The sequence below is a fragment of the Shinella sp. genome, assembly GCF_049651085.1.
GTDB lineage: Bacteria > Pseudomonadota > Alphaproteobacteria > Rhizobiales > Rhizobiaceae > Shinella.
The window spans coordinates 386954-406309 of record NZ_JBASBL010000021.1 but is presented as its reverse complement, the minus strand read 5'-3'; the positions used below and the strand labels follow the sequence as shown (position 1 = coordinate 406309).

Sequence of the window (19356 nt, the reverse complement as noted above, 5' to 3'; positions counted from 1 at the left end):
GCCGTCGGGGCGGCGACCGCCGCGCCGCCTTCGGCGGGCTTGTGGTCGCGGTAGGTCTTGATCCAGTTGGTGCAGTTCGCATCGGTGCCGTTGAGTACGTTCGCGGCGCGCACGGCTTCCATTTCCTGCGGGCGGCACGGGTTCATGATGGCGGAGGTCATGCCGGCGCCGATGACCATCGGGATGAAGCCGGCATTGATGCCGTGGCGGTGCGGCAGACCGAAGGAAATGTTCGAGAGGCCGCAGGTCGTGTTGACCTTCAGCTCGTTGCGCAGGCGATAGAGCAGCTGGAACACCTGGCGGCCGGCGTCGCCCAGCGCACCGATGGGCATGACGAGCGGATCGACGACGATGTCATGCGGTTTGATGCCATGGTCCATGGCGCGCTCGACGATCTTCTTGGCGACCGCGAAGCGCACGTCCGGGTCCATCGAGATGCCGGACTCGTCGTTGGAGATGGCGACGACCGGAACGTCGTATTTCTTGACGAGCGGCAGGATGGCTTCGAGCTTTTCTTCTTCACCCGTCACCGAATTGACCAGCGGGCGGCCCTTGGCGACCTTCAGGCCTGCCTCGATGGCGGCCGTCACCGAACTGTCGATGGCGAGCGGAATATCGACGAGGCCCTGGACGATCTCCAGCGTCTGGACGAGCAGGCCCGGCTCGGTCTCGTTCGGGTTGACGGACGTCACGCCCGCATTGATGTCGAGCATCGTCGCGCCGGCGGCGACCTGTTCCAGCGCATCCTTGATGACCGTGTCGAAATTACCGGCCTGCATTTCCGCGGCCAGCTTCTTGCGGCCGGTCGGGTTGATGCGTTCGCCGATGACGCAGAAAGGCTGGTCGAAACCGATGATGATTTCGCGGGTGGCCGAGGCGACGATGGTGCGTGTCATGAAGGGTCCTCTGGGGCGGGGCGCTCGATCAGGTCTAGCGCGCGATTTTCCGTGTTACAAGCCGACTGCCGGCGGCGGCCGGCAGATGGATCAATGGGGGTGATGAGCGGCGATTTCGGCCATCTGCTGCTGGTTCTGTTCAACGCCTTCGCGGGTTCTCTCGATGCGCTCGGCGACGAGCTGGTCGACGGGGTTGGCTTCGCGCTTCCAGGGCTGGCGGCCCTTCAGTACGCCGGAATCATGCACGATCTCTGCGACATATTCTTCCTGCCGGTAGGCCATGACGTGAACGCCGGATACGCCCTCGATCTCCTTCACCTCGTTGATGATGTCGATGCAGAGCTGCTTGCCTTCCTTCTTCTGGTCCTGCGCGCCTTCAAGGCGGGCGATGATCGAATCGGGAATGTGGATGCCCGGCACGTTGGAGCGGATCCACTTCGCCGTCTTGGCAGAGGCCATGGGGCCGACGCCGACAAGGATGTAGCACTTCTCATGCAGGCCGAGGTCGCGCACCTTCTTCATGTATTCCCGGAACATCGGAACATCGAAGCAATACTGGCTCTGCACGAATTGCGCGCCCGCCTCGATCTTCTTGGCAAGACGGTAGGGGCGGAAGTCGTAGGGCGGCGCGAAGGGGTTGATCGCCGCGCCGAGGAAGACCTTGGGCGGCGTCGTCAGCTTGCGGCCGGAGAGGAATTTCGCGTTGTCGCGCATGATGCGCACGGTTTCCAGGAGCGACATGCAGTCGAGGTCGAAGACCGGCTTTGCGCCCGGCTGGTCGCCCGCCTGCACACCGTCGCCGGTGAGGCACATGATGTTGCACACGCCCATCGCCGCACCACCAAGAACGTCGCCCTGGATGGCGATGCGGTTCTTGTCGCGGCAGGCGATCTGCATGATGGGCGCATAGCCCATGCGGGTCAGAAGCGCGCAGATGCCGACGGAGGACATGTGGCAGTTGGCGCCGGAGGCATCGACCGCGTTGATGCCGTCCACCCAGCCGTCGAAGATCGCGGCGCGCTCGTAGACGTCTTCCGGATTGGCGCTGTCCGGCGGGTTGAGTTCTGTCGTGACGGCGAATTCGCCGCGCCGCAGCACGCGCTCCAGCCGGCCGAGCGAGGAATGGCCGGGCAGGGGATCAAGCGGCAGGTGAGGGCCGAGCGGGTTTTCGTCAATATGCGCCATGGATCAGGCGTCCTTTCCTGCTGCGGCGGCCGCTTCCCTGGCGGCGGCCGCTTCCCTGGCGGCGGCGGCTTCGGCCGTCACGCGTAGCCAGGACGAGGTTTCGCGCAGAGACTGGTTCACCGGCTTCTGCACGTTCATGATGGCATTTCCGCTCGCCATGTTCTGCGACCCCTTCCAGGCCTGAACCCATACGCAGGGCATGTCCGGTTCCACTTCGCAATTGCCGTTGGCGCGAACCCCGCCGCAGGGGCCGTTGCGAAGCTGCTTGGGACAGTTCATCGGGCAGGACATGCCCGTGGACGACAGCGCGCACTGGCCGCACATGCGACAGTCGAAGAGAAAGCCCTTCACATGCTTTTCGATGAAGGTGACCGGACGTTCGACGCGCTGGTAGCCGAAGAAATTCCAGACAGGGTGCAGCAGCAGGAAACCCTCTGCGAAGCGGTTGTAGAACCACTCGAAGAAGCGGGAGTTGCGCACGGCCCAAAGACGGACCGTGTATTTGCGCCGCGCGCGGCGGCTCGGCGAAACGTCGGTCGGCGTGAAGGCGCCGGAGGCGGCCTTCTTCGCTGGCGCGGCGTTGCCGGGTTTCGGATCAGCCATTGTCGCGGCCCCCGGCCTTGACGAGCGCGACGAGCCGTTCGCGGTCATAGGCGGCCTCGAGTTCGGCGGTGGCCTTGTCGGCCTCCGCTTCGAGGTCGTCGGTGACCGACACCGGATCGGCCTTGCGCCATTCGGCGAGATAGTCGTCCGTTTCGGCCGCGCCGGTGCGCATGGCGCACATGTCGATCGCCTCGGTGAAGCGCAGCGACAGTTCGCGCTTGGCGGTCGTGCGCCCCTTTTTGATGATGACCTGGGCGGGGATGTCGCGCCAGTAGACGATGATGCGGTCTGCCATGTCGAAAATTCTCCTCACGCTGACAATGCGTTCTGGCCGCGTCGCGGGCTTCACTCGCCACGACTGCCCCATGCTCAAAAACGACGCGGGATTCGATGGACGGCAGGAATTACCAGATGCCGCGGGTCACGCCGTTCCAGAGCCAGGTCCAGATCGGCGGATGATACCATTGCCGCGAGGGCGCCGCTATTTTCAACGGCTTGAGCTTGCCGGCAACCGCATCCTGCAGGCCCGCGATGACGATGCCGGTCGAAGCCGCCGTCTGGAGCAGCGGATAGGTGTGCATCGTGTCGCGTTTGGAAGGTTTGACCCGCTGTTGATACAGCACGCCGCCGGTGTCCACGCCGGCATCGACGAGATGCACCGTGCCGCCGAAATTCTCCTCGTCCGACATGATGCGCGACCAGTAGCCTCCCTGCAGGCCGCGATATTGCGGGTTGATGCCGGCATGGAAATTGAGAACGGGGCAGGAAATGGCGGCGAGGGTTTCTGCCTTGACGATGCGGGTGCTGACGAGAAGCAGAGCGGCAGGGCGGATCTCGGCGAGCGCCTTCAGCAATTCCGGGCTGTTGGCCGAGGGAACAGCGATGCGCCGGATTTTCGAATCCACGACAGGGTTTGCGCCGAATTCTTCAAGGATTTCGGCAGCGCGCGTGCTGGTGAAGCGCTTGCCGTATCGGGAAACGATCATCGTCGCGAGCTGGCCGAGCGCCTGCACCCAGCCGAGTTTTCGCGCGCGCCGCCTGATGAAGAGTTTTTTCGATTCCGGCTGTTCCTCGATGACGACGAGTTCGGGGAATGCGCTCTTCACGGCATTGACGACGATTTCGGGATTCTGGCCGTGCTGGATCAGCATCGCCACCGTTTCCATGCGCACACCGTGTTCCGTCATGTCTATGCCTCGCGCTCGTATCGGCGGGCATCATCCCTGCGGTGTCTTAGAAAGCGGTAATTCCCGCGGGAGATTTGCGGGGCAGGGCTAAGGATTGGTTAGCGGGTGCGCAGCAGCTCGCCGGTCAGGTCGCCATAGCCGGTGAAGCGGTACTCGTAGGCAAGGCCCAGATAGTCCGCCGCTTCCTTCGCCTTTTGCTGCAAGGCCGCGTCCTCGATCTGCGAGAGGTAGACGACCTTGGTGTAATTGCCGAAATACATCTCCTTCAGCTGCGGATGCCGGTCGAGACCGAGCGGCTCGATGACGAAGGCGCGGAACTGGCGGGCGAGGAAATCCGTGAGGAAGAAGGAGGTGACGTCGTCATCCTTCGCCGCGAAGGCCTCGTTGCCTGCGAAGAAGGAATAGCAGTGCGGCCCGGCGATGCGCTCGACGCCCTCGCGCTCGCAGACCCGGTCGAGCAGGCCGCCGGTGCCGCAATCCGCATAGCCGACGAAGATGCGCGAAAAGCCCTCCGCGCGCGCCTCGGTGATGGCCTTTTCGACGCCGGGAGCGATCTTTTCGGGATGCGCGTGCCAGATGGCGGGAAGACAGAGGAGGTCGATATGGTCCAGCCCGTTGGTCTGGCGAATGGCCAGAATCTCGCGGGCGATCGCGCCGCAGGCGATGACGCGAACTTTTTCCGCTTTCGCGCGTTCAATGTTCGGACTTCCGAGCCGAAGTTCTGCGTCAACCACATCCATGATAGAGGGACCCACCCATGACCGGGACACACATGACCAGAATAAGCATCGTTCTCGCCGCGCTTCTGGCGCTCAGCGCCTGCGGCAACACCATCCGTGGTATGGGACGGGATACGGCAAATGCCGTAGATGCAACGCAGGATGCCGGCCGAAGCGTCGAACGGGCCGCAAACTAGAGGTCGTGATCGGACGGCGCCGGTTCAAGAGCGGCGCCGTCCGAAATTCCGGTGTCAGCCAGCAAGCATGTTGTGCTTGCGCTTCATGAATTCCTTGGCCGTTTCGACGGCGACGGCAGCATCGCGACAATAGGCGTCGGCGCCGACGGCCTTGCCGAATTCTTCGTTCAGCGGTGCGCCGCCGACGAGAACGACGTAATCGTCGCGCAGGCCCTTTTCCTTCATCGTATCGATGACGACCTTCATGTAGGGCATCGTCGTCGTCAGGAGGGCGGACATGCCGAGAATATCCGGCTGCTCGCGCTCGATGGCTTCGAGGTAGTTTTCGACCGGGTTGTTGATGCCGAGGTCGATGACGTCGAAGCCCGCGCCTTCCATCATCATGCCGACGAGGTTCTTGCCGATGTCGTGGATGTCGCCCTTGACGGTGCCGATGACCATCTTGCCCTGCTTCGGCGCGCCGGTGGCGGCAAGCAGCGGACGCAGGATGAACATGCCGGCCTTCATGGCATTGGCGGAAAGCAGAACTTCCGGGACGAAGAGGATACCGTCGCGGAAGTCGACGCCGACGATGCGCATGCCTTCGACGAGTGCCTGGGTAAGGACGTCATAGGGGGCCCAGCCGCGCTCCAGCAGGATATTCGTGCCCTCTTCGATTTCCTCCTTGAGGCCGTCGTAGAGGTCGTCGTGCATCTGCTGCACAAGCTCTTCGTCGGAGAGATCGGCGAGAATGATTTCGTCGTCAGACATATTGGTTCCTCGTCTCCATTGGCGCTGCGGTCGCAGGTTCGTCGTACAAGGAATATCCTTCCTCTTGCGCGAACCTGATTTCGAAAGCGACGTCGCATACGGTGAAAAGCGACCCGTCGAACGCTTGTTCCACCAATAGCCCGCAAAGCCGTGAATTGACAGTGCAAACAAGACAATGGCGCTACGATCGCGGTCGCAATCCCGCTATAGTCCCAGGCGTGCCGGTATCCAGCGTGCGCCACCGCTTGGCGCATTGAGAACCGCCCCGCTCCGGCGGCTTGCTAGCATAGAAAAAGAGGCGCGTTCGGGCGCTGGAAGAACAAGGAAGACGGATCATGAGCGAGGACATTCAGCAGGTGGCAGGCGAGGGCGGTGGGCGTCGCTCGCGTGAGGGGCGTGGCGCGGCCGCGCGGCGCGCATCGCGCACAGGCGGCGGCCCGGGCCCGTCGCTGCCCTACATCACCCGCAAGATCAAGGAATACGAGGTTCTCGACGAGGAAGGCCTGGCGCTCATCGAAGCGAATGCCGACCGCGTGCTGGAAGAGATCGGCATCGAATTCCGCGAGGATCCGGAAGCGCTGGCGCTCTGGAAGGAAGCCGGCGCGGATGTGCGCGGTGAGCGCGTGCATTTTCCGAAGGGCCTTTGCCGCGAACTGCTGAAGACCGCACCGCCGAGCTTCACCTGGCATGCCCGCAATCCCGAACGCAACGTCCAGATCGGCGGCAAGGCGACCGTCTTCGCTCCGGTCTACGGCCCTCCCTTCGTGCGTGACCTCGAAGGCAATCGCCGCTATGCGACAATCGAGGACTTCCGCAATTTCGTGAAGCTCTCCTACATGGCCCCGTCCATGCACTCTTCCGGCGGCACCGTCTGCGAGCCGGTCGATATCCCGGTGAACAAGCGTCACCTCGACATGGTCTACAGCCACATCAAATATTCCGACAAGCCGTTCATGGGCTCGGTCACCGCGCCGGAACGCGCCGAAGACACGATCGCCATGGCCAAACTCGTCTTCGGCGATGAGTTCGTCGAGAACAATTGCGTGACGCTGAATCTCATCAACGCCAACTCGCCGATGGTCTTCGACGAGACCATGGTGGGCGCGCTGAAGGTCTATGCCCGCCACAACCAGGCCTGCGTCGTCTCGCCGTTCATCCTGTCGGGCGCCATGAGCCCGGTCACGGTCGCCGGCACGCTGACGCAGATTCTCGCCGAAGTTCTCGCCGGCGCCGCCTTCACCCAGCTCATCCGCAAGGGTGCGCCGGTGCTGTTCGGCACTTTCGCGGCCTCTATCTCGATGCAGTCGGGCGCGCCGACCTTCGGCTCGCCCGAGCCGTCGCTCGTCTCCTATGGCGCGGCCCAGCTCGCCCGCCGCCTCGGCCTGCCGTTCCGTACCGGCGGTTCGCTCTGTGGCTCCAAGGTTCCCGATGCGCAGGCAGCCCATGAATCGGCAAACACGATCAACATGACGCTGCTGGCCGGCACGAACTTCGTGCTGCATGCCGCCGGCTGGCTCGAAGGCGGCCTCGTATCGTCCTACGAGAAGTTCATGATCGACCAGGACCAGCTCGGCATGATGCAGAAGCTGGCCGAAGGCGTGGACCTGTCCGAAAACGCCCAGGCGCTGGACGCCATCCGCGAAGTCGGCCCCGGCAGCCACTATCTCGGCTGCGCCCATACGCAGGCCAACTTCCAGACCGCCTTCTACCGCTCGCCGCTTGCCGACAACAATTCCTACGAGCAGTGGGAAGTCGAAGGCCAGAAGCGCATCGAGGAGCGTGCAAACGCGCTTTGCCGCACCTGGCTGGACAGCTTCGAGGCGCCCTATCTCGATCCGGCGATTGATGACGCGTTGCTCGACTACATCGCCAAGCGCAAGGATTCGATGCCGGACGCTTTCACCTGAAAGGGTCCCGATCGCGCCAGGGAGCAAGGCGGAGCGGTGAGGGTGGCGGATATGATCCAGAAGGAAGTCTGGCGCCCGCACTATGAAATCAAGGGAGACGTGACCCGGTGAGGACGCGTCATCCCGATACGAAGAACATCCGTGCGGCTCTCGAGCCGCACGGTCTTTTTTTGCGCGGCTTCGTCAATTTTGCGGAAGGCGAGCCCGCGCCGGCCCTCGCTAATGGCCGACCTGCCGCGAGCGTCCTGCTCATCGGCAATATCGGCAGTTCTCTCTGGCCAGCCTTTTCCCGCTGGCGCGAGGAACGGCCCGATCACGGCGGCAGCGATCCGCTCGACACCTGGTCGAAGTCGGTCATCCGCACTGTTGCCGCATCGGCCGGTGCCATCGCCTGGTTCCCGTCCGATCCGCCCTGGCAGCCGTTCCAGCAATGGGCCATGCGTGCGGAAGGATTGCGGGCCTCGCCGCTCGGCATCCTCATCCATCCCGTCTATGGCCTCTGGCACGGCTATCGCGGCGCGCTCGGCTTTGCCGCGCCCGTTGCGGACGAGGCATCGCGGGTGGAGCCGCATCCCTGCGACAGCTGCGCGGCAAAGCCTTGCCTGACCAGCTGTCCCGCCGGCGCCGTTCGCCCCGAAGCCTTCGACGTGCCTTCCTGCCGCGATCATCTGCGCACACAGCAAGGGCAGGCCGGCTGCATGCGCTCCGGCTGTCTCGCCCGTGCCGCCTGTCCCGTTGGCGTGGCCTATCGCTACAACGAGGCCCAGCTCCGCTTCCACATGGCGGCGCTGTCGCTTTGACCTTTCGTGCGGAATCGCCGTTAAATTCGCCGCAATGCCAGCGGAGCAAGACGGCATGCGATTGCGTCTGGTTTTTTCATCCCTTTTCATTGCCTTTGCCCTGCGGAGCGTTGCCATGGCCGAACCGCCGAAATGCGCCGAGATCGATCATCTTTCCGGCCGATACACCGTCTGCACCTTCGATCCGGCGCAGGATACGATCCGGCTTTACGGTGCGGCGGCGCTCGGCAAGGTCGGTGCGACCTATGACCAGCTCAACACGCACCTGCTGCGCAACGGGCAGCATATGAGCTTCGCCATGAATGGCGGCATGTACCATCCGGGCTATGGGCCGGTCGGGCTGCTGGTCGAGCATGGCAGGCAGACAGGCGCGCTCAATCGGGCCGACGCATTCGGCAATTTCTTCATGAAGCCGAATGGCGTGTTCTTTGTGGGGGACGGCAAGGTGGGCGTGATGGAGACTGAAGCCTATGCGAAGGCCGGTCTTGCGCCGGCCGAGGCGACGCAATCCGGGCCGATGCTGGTGATCGACGGAAACATCCATCCGCGTTTCCTGCCGGATGCTACCAGCCTGCAGATCCGCAACGGCGTCGGCATCCTGCCGGACGGGCACGTCGCTTTCGCCATATCCACCGTTCCGGTGCGCTTCCATGATTTCGCGACGCTCTTCCGCGACCGGCTGCAATGCAGGAACGCCCTCTTTCTCGATGGCAGCATTTCCAGCCTCTATTCCCCGGAAATCCGCCGTCATGATCGCGGCGCGCTCATGGGCACGATCATCGCCGTCGTGAAAAAACTGCCCTGGTGAAAAAAACGCACCCGCCACCCAAGGATTGGCACACGACAGACGTCGTAGGGGTTAGTGCACGCAATCGGGATGGGCCCGTGGAAACAGAACTCGTCGAAAAGGCGGCTTTGGGGGACCGGCAGGCATTCGCTGCGCTGGTCGAAAGCCGTTATGATTTCATCCATGCCGTCGCCTGGCGATGGTGCGGCGACCGGCAGGATGCCGAGGACGTGGCGCAGGAGGTGTGCATACGTCTGGCAAGCGCCATCCGCGGCTTCAAGGGCGCGAGTCGGCTCAGCACCTGGCTCTATACCGTGACGCTCAATGCGGCGCGTGACCAGGTGCGCAAGCGCCGGCGCGCCGAATGGCGCGATGCGGCCTATCTGCGTGAGCGGGCGGTGCTGGAGGGTGGCACCGGCGAGGATGACAATGAGGAACTGTGGCAGGCCGTTCGCCAGTTGCCCGACAAGCAGCGCGATGCCGTGCTGCTCATCTACGGCGAGGGCCTCAGCCATGCGGCGGCGTCCGAAGTGCTCGGCTGCGCCGAAACGACGATTTCCTGGCATGTGCACGAGGCCCGCAAGCGCCTGAAGGTGCTGCTGTGCGATGCCGCCGCGTGACGGAAGGATAGACCGATGACCGATCTCGACCTCGAAAAACTGGGCCGCCGCGCACCGCCTGCGCCGCAGGCCTCTGCGCGCACTGCGGCGCTTGGTGCCGCCATGCAGGCTTTCGACGACGCGGAAAAAAATCTGGATTCCCCCCAAGGTTCGACCGGCGGCGGGCGTCGAAGCTCCATCTTCAACTGGATATGGAGCCCCATCATGAACCGCAGATATTTGGCCGGCTCGGCCCTCGCCACGCTGCTCGTCGTGCCCGTCGCCGGCTTTGTCGCCTATGAACTGGTGCGCAACGGTACGGTGCCGCTGACGAGCGAAACGGAAATCGCTGCAAAGCCCGTCGAACAGGATCTGCGCGACAGCAAGCAGACTGCCGATGAAGTCGCCGTTCCTCTCAACAGGGCGGCGGGGCAAGCGAACGCGAAACTGGAAGCGCGGCGATCCGCCGAAGCCGCCGCCAGCGCCAGGGCTGCCGCCGATAGCGCGCAGGCGACGAGCGGGCAGGCCGCCGAACCGCTCGCCGAAATCCAAGAGGAGGAAGCGCTTGCCGCCGCCCCGGATTCGCTTGCGCTCGGCGACGCAGCCGCTACTCGTACATTGAGCCGCTCGGTCGTGCAGCCATCCGTCATGGTGGATGCCATCGCCATGCCCACGCCGCAGGAGGATCGCGAGCGCTTTTCCTCCGCCGATCCGAACCCGGTGAAGAGCGTCGCGACCGACCCGGTCTCCACCTTCTCCGCTGATGTCGATACCGCCTCCTATTCCTACATACGCCGTTCCCTGCTCGGCGGCAGCCTGCCGGACACCGAGACGGTGCGGGTCGAGGAACTGGTCAACTACTTCCCCTACGACTGGAAGGGGCCTGAAACGGCGGAAAAGCCGTTCAACGCCACTGTCACCGTCATGCCGACGCCGTGGAACAAGGACACCGAGCTTCTGCATATCGGCATCAAGGGGTTCGAGACGGTGACGGCAGAGCAGCCGGCCGCCAATCTCGTGTTTCTCATCGACGTTTCCGGTTCGATGGACGAGGCGGACAAGCTGCCGCTCCTTAAGAGCGCCTTCCGCCTTCTCGTCGGCAAGCTGAAGGATACGGATACGGTGTCGATCGTCACCTATGCGGGAAATGCCGGCGTGGTGCTGGAGCCCACGGCGGGCAAGGAGCGCGAAAAGATTCTCGACGCCATCGACAATCTGCAGCCGGGCGGGTCCACGGCGGGCGCGGAGGGGATCGAGACGGCCTACAAGCTCGCTCAGAAGGCGTTCAGGAAGGATGGCATCAACCGCGTCATGCTGGCGACGGACGGCGACTTCAATGTCGGCCCGGCAAGCGACGAGGATCTGAAGCGCATCATCGAGGATCGCCGCAGGAGCGGCATCTTCCTCTCGGTGCTCGGCTTTGGCCGTGGCAACTACAATGACGGCATGATGCAGACGCTGGCGCAGAACGGCAACGGCACGGCCGCCTATATCGATACGCTCGCCGAGGCGCAGAAGGCGTTGGTGGAGGAGGCGGGCTCGTCGCTCTTCCCGATCGCCAAGGACGTCAAGTTCCAGATCGAGTTCAACCCGGATCGCATCGCCGAATACCGCCTGATCGGCTACGAGACCCGCGTGCTGAACCGCGAGGACTTCAACAACGACAAGGTGGATGCCGGCGATATCGGCTCGGGCCATCGTGTCACGGCGATCTACGAGGTAACGCCGAAGGGAAGCCCCGCCGTGCTGCACGATCCGCTGCGCTACGGCAAGGGCGAGGCGTCCGCCACGCCGGCGACGGACAACGGCGAACTCGCCTTCCTGAAGATGCGCTGGAAGAAGCCGGATGGCGACACGAGCGAGCTCGTCACCATGCCGGTGACGGATGCGAATGCGGTTGCCGATGTGAATGCGGCCTCGACCGACATCCGCTTCTCCGTTGCCGTCGCCGCCTTCGGGCAGAAGCTGAAGGGCGTCTCGGCGCTGCAGGACTACGCCTACGGTTCCATCCTCGGCCTTGCGGAAGCGGCAAGGGGCAACGATCCGTTCGGTTATCGGGCGGAATTCCTGAAGCTCATACGGCTTGCCGGAGGGCTTTCCGGCGACAAGGCGCAGTAAGGCGTGATTGGAGCATTTCCAGCCGAAGCTAACTGGCCTGCCGGTCGCTCTCTTGCGGCAATGGATGTGGCGCGAAACGGGGCGTCCTTCTCAAGCGTTCAGCGCTTGAACGCGGGTGATGCAGGCGGATGAGGGGCGCTGTCCAGCGCCTCTCTTTCGTTTGGGGCAGGGGGGCGTAGTCTGGGTTGCTCCCCTCGATGAGATCGAGCCCCGCATCGCGCAGCATCCGCCGGTCCTTGCGCGCGACAAGTATGCGCAGGGCTTCCCGCTCCGCCCGCTTTTGCCGGTGATGCGCCATCATTCGCAGCAGTCCTTCGAGAATTTCCATGCCCGTTGCCTTCCATTTCTCGGGAAGAGCCAAGCAAAAACGTAGACATTTCACAAACGAATAGCGATGATGGTAGGCATCAGGAAAAGCGATGGCGCCATGTATCCTCCGCTCGAAAGCGATCTGCTCAGAATCTTCGTCGCCGTCGCCCAGGCCGGCAATGTCACCCATGCGGCCGAGAGGCTCGGGCGCACGCAATCGGCCGTCAGCATGCAGGTGCGCAAGCTGGAGGATTCGGTTGGTGTGACGCTCTTCGAGCGCGGACCGCGCGGCGTTGCCCTGACATTGGAGGGCAAGCGGCTCCTGCCCTATGCGCGGCGTATAGTCGGCCTTGTCGACGAGACGACGGCGGCGATGCGCACGACGCCGCTCGACGGGCCGGTGCGGGTCGGTATTCCGGAGGAATACAACCAGACGGTCCTGCCCAACGCGCTGGCGGCCTTTGCGGAAATCCACCCCAATATCGAGGTGACGGTGCTGTGCGGCTATACTGCGCAGCAGCTTGCCGCGCTCGATGCGGACGAGCTGGACCTCGCCATCATCTTCGACTGGTGCGATGGCATCGCCGGCGAATTGCTGGCGGTCGATCCCACCGTCTGGGTGTCCTCCGTGGCGCACAACCGGCATCTGGAGCGGCCGGTGCCGGTAGCGCTCTACTGGCGCTCGAGCTGGTGCAGGGATTTTGCGCTGCGCTCGCTGGAGCGATACGCGCTTCCCTACCGCATCGCCTATACCTGCGATACGAGCGGCGGGTTGCGCTCGGCTATCGTCAGCGGGCTCACCATCGCGCCGCTTTCGCGCAGCAACATTCCGCCAGGCGCGCGTGAACTCACCGTTGCGGACGGCTTTCCGCCGATCGATTCGTCCCGCGTCGTGCTGAAGCGCAATCCACGGCGTGGCGGGCCGGCGATCGACGGCATGGCGGACATGATCCGCAAATCCTTCGGGCCGCTCTCCGCCCCCGCGGATCAGGCCTTCGGATAGGCGCGTTCGAGGCCGCCGGAGCGGGTAAGGCCCGTGCGGAAGGCGGCATAGGCGGCGTGCTGGCTGGAGCGGGCGATTTCCGTCAGGCGGATCTGCAAGCGGGCCGGGGCAGTTTCACCCAGCCATTCGCCAAGCTTTTCCAGCTTCAGCGAATTGAGGAAACGGGCGGCGGCCGCATGATCCAGATGGAAGGTGACGCCTTCCAGCAGATTTTCTTCCTGCAGCGGGTTTTCCAGGAGAAGGCGCAGATAGGCCTGCTCGCCCTCGCCAAGGGCCGCGAGCTTGTCGGCCACGGTTTCCCGGTCCGGAAAGGCGGCAGGTTCGGCGCTCATATCATCCCCCAAAGAATCATTTTCACCTTGGATAGGACGGGCAAATGAGGGCTGCAAGCCTGCATGAAGTGTTTGGACTAAAAATCCAATATTGACAAAAAATCCATTTTTGGATTGTTAGGCGCATGTTCGATTCTTCAAATGCCGTTTTCCTGCTTCGCCAGCATTCCACGACCGCTGCTGCCGTCTCCACCCTGTTCTATCCTCATGCCGAAGTCGTGCTGCACGATCTCGAAACGGGGTTGATCGCCGGCATCTGGAATGCCTTTTCGGGCCGCAAGGCGGGGATGGAATCACTCGTCGAGGACGAGCTGGAGGAAAGCGGGGAGGCCGGCGTCTACGGCTCCTACGAAAAGATCGGCGAAGACGGACGGCGACTGAAATCGGTGACCGCCGTGCTGAAGGACGAGTTCGGGCAGGCGGTCGGCCTTTTCTGCATCAACATGGATGTCTCGCATTTCGATGCCGCGGCGAAGCTGCTTGCCGCCTTTACCAGTGCGCCGGTCTCCCGGCCGAAGTCGCTGTTCGCCGGCGATTGGCGGGAGGCGATCAACATTGCGCTTCACGATTGGCTGCGCAGCCGCGGATTGGCGCTGATGGCGCTCAAGAAGGCGGACAGGGTTGCGCTTGTCGCCGCGCTCGACGGGCAGGGCCTGTTCGAGACCCGCAACGCCGTCGATCATCTGGCGGGCCTTATCGGCGCCTCGCGCGCCTCGATCTACAACTATCTCGCCGATGCCCGGCGCCAGAGCCAGAAGGACAGAACCTCGTGACAACGCTGCCGGATTTCCGCCTCGAAACTCACTTCTCGCGCTGGGAATTCAAGGCGCGCCACCACATGACGGCGAGCGACGCCGAGACGATGACCATGTCGGATCTTCTGGCGCTTGCCGGGCCAGAGGACCGCGAGACGTGGGAAAAGGCCTCGCTCGGCTATACCGAGACATGGGGCGCACCGGCGCTGCGCGAAACCATCGCCTCGACCTATGACACGCTTTCGACTGCGGACATCCTCACCTTCGCCGGCGCGGAAGAGGGGCTCTACTGCGCCATGCTGGCGCTGCTCGGGCCGGGCGACCATGCCATCGTGACGGTGCCGAACTACCAGTCGATGGAGACCCTGCCGGTCACCATCACAGGCAACGTCACCGGTGTCGCGTTGCGGGCGGAAAATCGGTGGCAGCTCGATCTCGACGAAGTACGCGCGGCCATCCGGCCGGAAACCCGGCTCATCGCCGTCAATTTTCCCAACAACCCGACCGGAGCCATCGCCGACCAGGACATTTTCCGCGGTCTCGTCGATCTGTGCGCCGAGCGCGGCATCCATCTCTTCTCCGATGAGGTTTATCGCGGACTGGAGATCGATGCGGCAAAGCGCCTGCCGCAGGCGGCGGACCTGTTCGACAAGGGTATCTCGCTCAACGTGATGTCCAAGGCCTATGGCCTGCCGGGCCTGCGCATCGGCTGGATCGCCAGCCGCGACCATGCCCTCCTGTCACGCATGGAAAGGATGAAGCACTACCTCTCCATCTGCAACGCGCGCCCCTCGGAGGTGCTGGCGGGTATCGCGATCAAGGCGCGCGAGACGATCTTCGCCCGCAACCGGGCACTCTGCGCGGAAAATACGGCAAAGCTCGGCGCCTTCTTCGCCGATTACCCGCACCTTTACGAATGGGCAGCGCCGGACGGCGGCTGTGTCGCCTTCACCCGCTATCTCGGGAACGACGGCGTGGAAGAGCATTGCCGCCGGCTGGTCGAGGAGAAGGGCGTGCTGCTACTGCCCTCCAGCCTCTACGTTTCGGACCTGTTGCCGGTGCCGAAGGACCGTTTTCGCGTTGGCGTCGGACGGCGCAACATCGATGCAGGCCTTGCAGCGTGGCGGGAGTTCCTGCAGCAGGCGTGAAAAAAAAGCCGCCCGCGGCGCTGGCCGGGGCGGCTGATCGTTCACGGCAATGGATCTCAGCTCCGGCGACGGCTGCTGCGTTCGCGTGCCGGGGCGGCGGCGCTTTCGTCGGCGGTCTTGTTGCGCAGCGGGCCGATCTTTTCGATGATCTGCGAAAGGGCCGGGCGCTCGCGCGGCTCATGCGCGTCGAGCGCGACGCGCATGGCGGCAAGGTGCTCGCAGGACGTGCCGCAGCAGCCGCCGATGATGCGCGCGCCGGCATCGCGGGCAAGGCGGGCATATTCGGCCATCAGCGGCGGCGTGCCGGAATAGTAGATTTCCGCGCCGCGATATTCCGGGATGCCGCAATTGCCTTTGACGACGACGGCCGCGGACGGGTCAGCGCCGGTCATGTCGAGCAGCGAGGAGAGGATGTCGGAAGCCCCGACGCCGCAATTGGCGCCGACGGCCAGCGGACCGGCGCCGATATCGCCTGCGACGCCATGGATATCCTTCGGGTGCAGGCCCATCATCGTCTTGCCGGCCGTATCGAACGAGCCGGTATAGACATAGGGCATACCGACCCTGGTGGCGGCTTCGGCGGCCGCGCGGATTTCCTCCGGCGAGGACATGGTCTCGATCCAGGCGACATCCGCGCCGCCGGCCTTCAGGCCCTCGATCTGTTCGGCGAAGGCTTCGACGGCGTCGTCATAGGTCATGGCGCCGAGCGGAATGAGCAACTCGCCCGTCGGGCCGACGGAGCCGGCGACGATCACCGTGCGCGGGGCCTTGTCGGCGACGGCGCGGGCGATTTCCGCGGCCTTCCTGTTGAGGTCGAAGACGCGGTCCTGTGCGCGGTGCAGCTTCAGGCGGTGGCGCGTGCCGCCGAACGTGTTGGTGAGGATGATGTCCGCGCCGGCATCGACGAAATCCTGATGGAGCTTCGTGATGTTTTCCGGCTTCGCTTCGTTCCACAGTTCGGGCGCTTCCCCGGCCTCAAGCCCCATGGCGAAGAGCGACGTGCCGGTTGCGCCATCGGCAAGCAGGAAAGGCTTTTCGGCAAGAAGCTGGGCAAGCGGGTTCGTCGCGGTCATGGAGGCATCCTTCTGTTTGTCGCATCATATAAAGATTTCCTTATGTGATTGCAACGTAATGTCGGCAGAGATCAAAAAAGGGCGCCCGGAAAGAGCGCCCCTGTATGGGTATCCGGCAAGCGCGTCAGGCGGCCTGCGCCTCGTGGCTCGTCGGCGTCACCATGCTGGCGATGATCGCGCTGAGGCTGATCGCGCCGATCGGCCTGCCTGCCTCGTCTATGATGTGGGCAAGGGGCTGGTTTGCGGCGGTCATGGCGCGGGCGGCGCTTTCGAGCACGGTGCCCTTGGCGATCGGCATGCCTTCCGGGTTGCCGGACAGCGGCGCCATGATCGTCTCGACATTGACGACGCGGCCGCGATTCACTTCCTTGACGAAGGCGGTGATGTATTCGTCCGCCGGGTTCAGAACGATTTCCTGACCGGTGCCCTGCTGCACGACCATGCCGTCGCGCAGGATCGCGATCTTGTCGCCGAGGCGCAGCGCCTCGTCGAGATCGTGCGTGATGAAGACGACGGTCTTCTTGAGTTCCTTCTGCAGATCGAGAAGCACGGACTGCATGTCGACGCGGATCAGTGGGTCGAGCGCCGAATAGGCCTCATCCATCAGGAGGATGTCGGCATCGTTGGTCAGCGCCCGGGCAAGGCCCACGCGCTGCTGCATGCCGCCCGAGAGCTGGTTCGGATAGTGGTTCTCAAAGCCTTCGAGGCCGACGCGGGCAATCCACTGCCGGGCGCGCTTTTCGCGCTCGCTGGCGGAGACGCCCTGTATTTCGAGGCCATAGACCGTGTTTTCCAGAACCGTGCGGTGCGGCAGAAGCGCGAACTTCTGGAACACCATCGCCGTCTTGTGGCGGCGGAACTGGCGAAGGTCGCTTTCGTTCATCCGGCACACGTCGACGCCGTCATAGAGCACTTCGCCGGCCGTCGGGTCGATCAGCCGGTTGATGTGGCGGATGAGGGTCGACTTGCCGGAGCCGGAAAGCCCCATCACCACCATGATGCCGCCGGCTGGCATGGAAATGTTGATGTCGCGCAGCCCCAGCACATGGCTGTACTTCTGGTTCAGTTCCGCCTTGCCGAGGCCGTTCCTGACGGCATCGACATAGTCGCCGCCGTTGGGGCCGAAGATCTTGTAGAGATTGCGGACCTCGATTGCATGACTAACCATCAATTCCCTCCGAGTGCTTTGCGGCCGCTTGCCACTGGTCTGGCTGTGCGGCCGAAAATGATGGTGATGGCCACGCCGGGCGCCATTTGCCGCCGCCTGCCATCTCTTTCCCCTTTGAGCGCTCCGGGCCAGTCGTCCCGGGTCACTATGAAACGGCGCATCCGGGCTATTCTTGTTGTTTGTTCCCGGCTGCCTTTCGTAATCGCACGTCCTGCCACCTGATAATATGCTGTTTGCGACCTCTGCATTTTTTTGGGCCGATGTCAGGCAAAAAGTCCGGGCAGGCGGAGCGCGGCAGAGACGGTCAGAGCGCGGCCTTGACCTTTTCCGCAACGTCCGGGGCGACCCACTTGGTCCACATGTCCGGGTAAGTTTCGAGGAAGTGCCGTGCTCCGGCCTCGGTGGTGCCGTGGTTTTCGCCCATCCAGGCGAGGATCTTGCCGACCGTACTGTTGTCCCACTGGCGCGTCTTCATATAGTCCATGGCGACGCCCGCCTTTTCGGAAAAAGCCTTGGTCGCGACGGTGAAGACATCCGAGGTCGGATAGGAGTTGACCTTCGGATTGGCGCAATCGGGAACGGCCGTGCAGGTATCCCATTCCGCCTTGTCGTGCTCGACGCCGAACGACAGCTTCACCATCTCGTACTTGCCGAGCAGGGCGGTCGGCGCCCAGTAGTAGCCGAGCCAGCCGGTCTTCTTCTCGAAGGCGTTGGCGATAGAGCCGTCCAGACCTGCTGCCGAGTCCGTGCCGACCAGCGTGAAGCCGGCCTTGTCCGCATCGAGCGCGCGGTAGAGGTTGTCCGTGGAGACCTGGCAGCTCCAGCCCGCCGGACAGTTGTGCACCGCGCCCTTGGAGGCGTCGCCCGGCGCGGGGAAAAGCTCGGGCTGCTTCAGCGCATCCTGCACCGTCTTGATGTCCCGGTGCGCATCGGCGATGAATTTTGGAATCCACCAGCCTTCGACGCCGCCTTCCGAAAGAAGCGGGGCGAGCTGGATGAGGCGGCCTTCGGCGATCGCGGCATCGAGGGTCGTGCGCACGGCGTTCACCCACATTTCAGGGGCCACGTCGGGTTCGCCCTTCTCGTTCATCGAGGTGAAGGTCGACATGGTGTCGCCGGGCACCAGCGTGATGGCGCAGCCGTAGCCTTTTTCGAGGATGAGCTTGTCGACATGGGCTGCGATGCCGGCAGAGGCCCAGTTCATTTCCGCAATCGAGACTTCGCCGCACTCGGCAGCCTGGGCAGGGCCGCCAAAGCCATAGAGGGCGGCGGCGAAAATAGCGGGAGCGAGAAGCTTCTTCATAGGACAAGACCTCCCAGTCTTGAGATGCAGCGTTCAACCCGGAAGGCAGCGCAGGCTCCTGCGATATCCCGGCTGCCCGAAAGTTTTACGACAGGCAAGGAGGTTCGAAGCCAGGTCAGGCGAGCCAATCCCCCTGCTGTAGCCGACGCCGAGCTTTTCTCTGCTTCGCTAGCGGAACCCTGTCGCCGACGGTGTCTTCGTGCGTCACCAGTGCAAGCCTACGGGTTCTCATTGATAAATCAACCTCCTGCACCGTCCGGCTGCGCTTTCGATTCCCCGGCCGGGCGCGTGGAACGTTGCAAATTCTGGTGCCGTCCCGCGAAGATCCGGGCGTTTGCTCGCGGGCGGGACGCGCAGATCCGGCTTTCCAAAAAATAATGCGGATTTCTTTCAAAAAAAGCCGCGATTCATCTTTGCTTAAGCTCCCGATAACGGTCCGGTAACGATGTGCCTCTATTGGTTTTGTCACGGCGGGGGACACCGCCGCCTGCTCCGGAATAGGTATTGCGTACCGGGG

Annotated in this window: 21 protein-coding genes; 9 read left to right on the top strand and 12 right to left on the bottom strand. The window is 63.6% G+C overall.

Annotated elements, in window-relative coordinates:
* The 6 genes from WA950_RS14475 to WA950_RS14450 form a co-directional block, all read right to left on the bottom strand.
* Positions 1-896, bottom strand: an 896-nt coding sequence (locus WA950_RS14475; protein WP_424552390.1) for a methyltetrahydrofolate cobalamin methyltransferase, incomplete at its 3' end; no start/stop codon positions are given.
* Positions 897-986: 90 nt separating this feature from the next.
* Positions 987-2081, bottom strand: a complete 1095-nt coding sequence (locus WA950_RS14470) for a methylenetetrahydrofolate reductase (RefSeq protein ID WP_424552389.1) — start codon at positions 2079-2081, stop codon at positions 987-989.
* A gap of 3 nt (positions 2082-2084) precedes the next feature.
* Positions 2085-2684 carry a methylenetetrahydrofolate reductase C-terminal domain-containing protein gene (locus WA950_RS14465; protein ID WP_424552388.1) on the bottom strand — a complete coding sequence of 200 codons (600 nt, stop codon included), beginning with the start codon at positions 2682-2684 and terminating at the stop codon, positions 2085-2087.
* A complete protein-coding gene (locus WA950_RS14460; RefSeq protein WP_424552387.1) occupies positions 2677-2979 on the bottom strand; it encodes a virulence factor in 303 nt (100 codons plus the stop codon). Before WA950_RS14460 ends, WA950_RS14465 begins: the two co-directional genes overlap by 8 nt.
* Positions 2980-3088: 109 nt before the next feature.
* Positions 3089-3871 carry a formyl transferase gene (locus WA950_RS14455; protein WP_424552386.1) on the bottom strand — a complete coding sequence of 261 codons (783 nt, stop codon included), beginning with the start codon at positions 3869-3871 and terminating at the stop codon, positions 3089-3091.
* Positions 3872-3969: 98 nt separating this feature from the next.
* Positions 3970-4611, bottom strand: coding sequence for a DUF1638 domain-containing protein (locus WA950_RS14450; protein ID WP_424552385.1), 642 nt, complete (start codon positions 4609-4611; stop codon positions 3970-3972).
* 32 nt (positions 4612-4643) lie between these two features.
* On the opposite strand from WA950_RS14450, the gene WA950_RS14445 reads away from it, so the two are divergent.
* Positions 4644-4787 carry an entericidin A/B family lipoprotein gene (locus WA950_RS14445; protein WP_150130019.1) on the top strand — a complete coding sequence of 48 codons (144 nt, stop codon included), beginning with the start codon at positions 4644-4646 and terminating at the stop codon, positions 4785-4787.
* Positions 4788-4841: 54 nt separating this feature from the next.
* On the opposite strand, the gene WA950_RS14440 is transcribed toward WA950_RS14445, so the two are convergent.
* Positions 4842-5537: a corrinoid protein gene (locus WA950_RS14440; protein ID WP_069058441.1), complete on the bottom strand. Its 696-nt coding sequence runs from the start codon at positions 5535-5537 to the stop codon at positions 4842-4844.
* 335 nt (positions 5538-5872) lie between these two features.
* Between WA950_RS14440 and WA950_RS14435 the strand changes: the two genes are divergently transcribed.
* From WA950_RS14435 to WA950_RS14415, 5 genes are all read left to right on the top strand, one after another.
* A complete protein-coding gene (locus tag WA950_RS14435; RefSeq protein WP_424552384.1) occupies positions 5873-7444 on the top strand; it encodes a trimethylamine methyltransferase family protein in 1572 nt (523 codons plus the stop codon).
* A gap of 107 nt (positions 7445-7551) precedes the next feature.
* A complete protein-coding gene (locus WA950_RS14430) occupies positions 7552-8244 on the top strand; it encodes a ferredoxin (protein WP_424552383.1) in 693 nt (230 codons plus the stop codon).
* A gap of 115 nt (positions 8245-8359) precedes the next feature.
* On the top strand, positions 8360-9052 hold the full coding sequence (locus tag WA950_RS14425) for a phosphodiester glycosidase family protein (protein WP_424552382.1): 693 nt from the start codon (positions 8360-8362) through the stop codon (positions 9050-9052).
* Between the two features lie 77 nt (positions 9053-9129).
* A complete protein-coding gene (locus tag WA950_RS14420; protein WP_424552381.1) occupies positions 9130-9651 on the top strand; it encodes an RNA polymerase sigma factor in 522 nt (173 codons plus the stop codon).
* Positions 9652-9666: 15 nt separating this feature from the next.
* Positions 9667-11748 carry a vWA domain-containing protein gene (locus WA950_RS14415; RefSeq protein WP_424552380.1) on the top strand — a complete coding sequence of 694 codons (2082 nt, stop codon included), beginning with the start codon at positions 9667-9669 and terminating at the stop codon, positions 11746-11748.
* Positions 11749-11776: 28 nt separating this feature from the next.
* On the opposite strand, the gene WA950_RS14410 is transcribed toward WA950_RS14415, so the two are convergent.
* Entirely contained in the window at positions 11777-12076 is a 300-nt protein-coding gene (locus tag WA950_RS14410) for a hypothetical protein (RefSeq protein WP_424552379.1), read from the bottom strand.
* Positions 12077-12175: 99 nt separating this feature from the next.
* Between WA950_RS14410 and WA950_RS14405 the strand changes: the two genes are divergently transcribed.
* Positions 12176-13060 carry a LysR family transcriptional regulator gene (locus WA950_RS14405; RefSeq protein WP_424552378.1) on the top strand — a complete coding sequence of 295 codons (885 nt, stop codon included), beginning with the start codon at positions 12176-12178 and terminating at the stop codon, positions 13058-13060.
* Here the strand turns inward: WA950_RS14405 and WA950_RS14400 are convergent.
* The gene (locus WA950_RS14400) at positions 13045-13392 is read right to left on the bottom strand and encodes a hypothetical protein (protein WP_424552377.1); all 348 of its coding nucleotides are present in this window, start codon (positions 13390-13392) and stop codon (positions 13045-13047) included. The two genes, WA950_RS14405 and WA950_RS14400, sit on opposite strands and share 16 nt — an antisense overlap.
* Before the next feature lie 125 nt (positions 13393-13517).
* Here WA950_RS14400 and WA950_RS14395 point away from each other — a divergent pair, with 125 nt between their 5' ends.
* Positions 13518-14165, top strand: a complete 648-nt coding sequence (locus tag WA950_RS14395) for a helix-turn-helix transcriptional regulator (RefSeq protein ID WP_424552376.1) — start codon at positions 13518-13520, stop codon at positions 14163-14165.
* Positions 14162-15295, top strand: coding sequence for an aminotransferase class I/II-fold pyridoxal phosphate-dependent enzyme (locus WA950_RS14390; RefSeq protein WP_424552375.1), 1134 nt, complete (start codon positions 14162-14164; stop codon positions 15293-15295). The genes WA950_RS14395 and WA950_RS14390 overlap by 4 nt, the downstream gene beginning before the upstream one ends.
* 56 nt (positions 15296-15351) lie before the next feature.
* Here the strand turns inward: WA950_RS14390 and bmt are convergent, their stop codons facing one another.
* From bmt to WA950_RS14375, 3 genes are all read right to left on the bottom strand, one after another.
* The gene (gene bmt / locus WA950_RS14385) at positions 15352-16368 is read right to left on the bottom strand and encodes a betaine--homocysteine S-methyltransferase (RefSeq protein WP_424552374.1); all 1017 of its coding nucleotides are present in this window, start codon (positions 16366-16368) and stop codon (positions 15352-15354) included.
* A gap of 124 nt (positions 16369-16492) precedes the next feature.
* Complete coding sequence (locus WA950_RS14380; RefSeq protein ID WP_424552373.1) at positions 16493-17536, bottom strand: quaternary amine ABC transporter ATP-binding protein; 1044 nt, start codon at positions 17534-17536, stop codon at positions 16493-16495.
* A 304-nt stretch (positions 17537-17840) separates the two neighbouring features.
* Positions 17841-18839: an ABC transporter substrate-binding protein gene (locus WA950_RS14375; RefSeq protein ID WP_424552372.1), complete on the bottom strand. Its 999-nt coding sequence runs from the start codon at positions 18837-18839 to the stop codon at positions 17841-17843.
* Between the last annotated feature and the right edge of the window lie 517 nt (positions 18840-19356).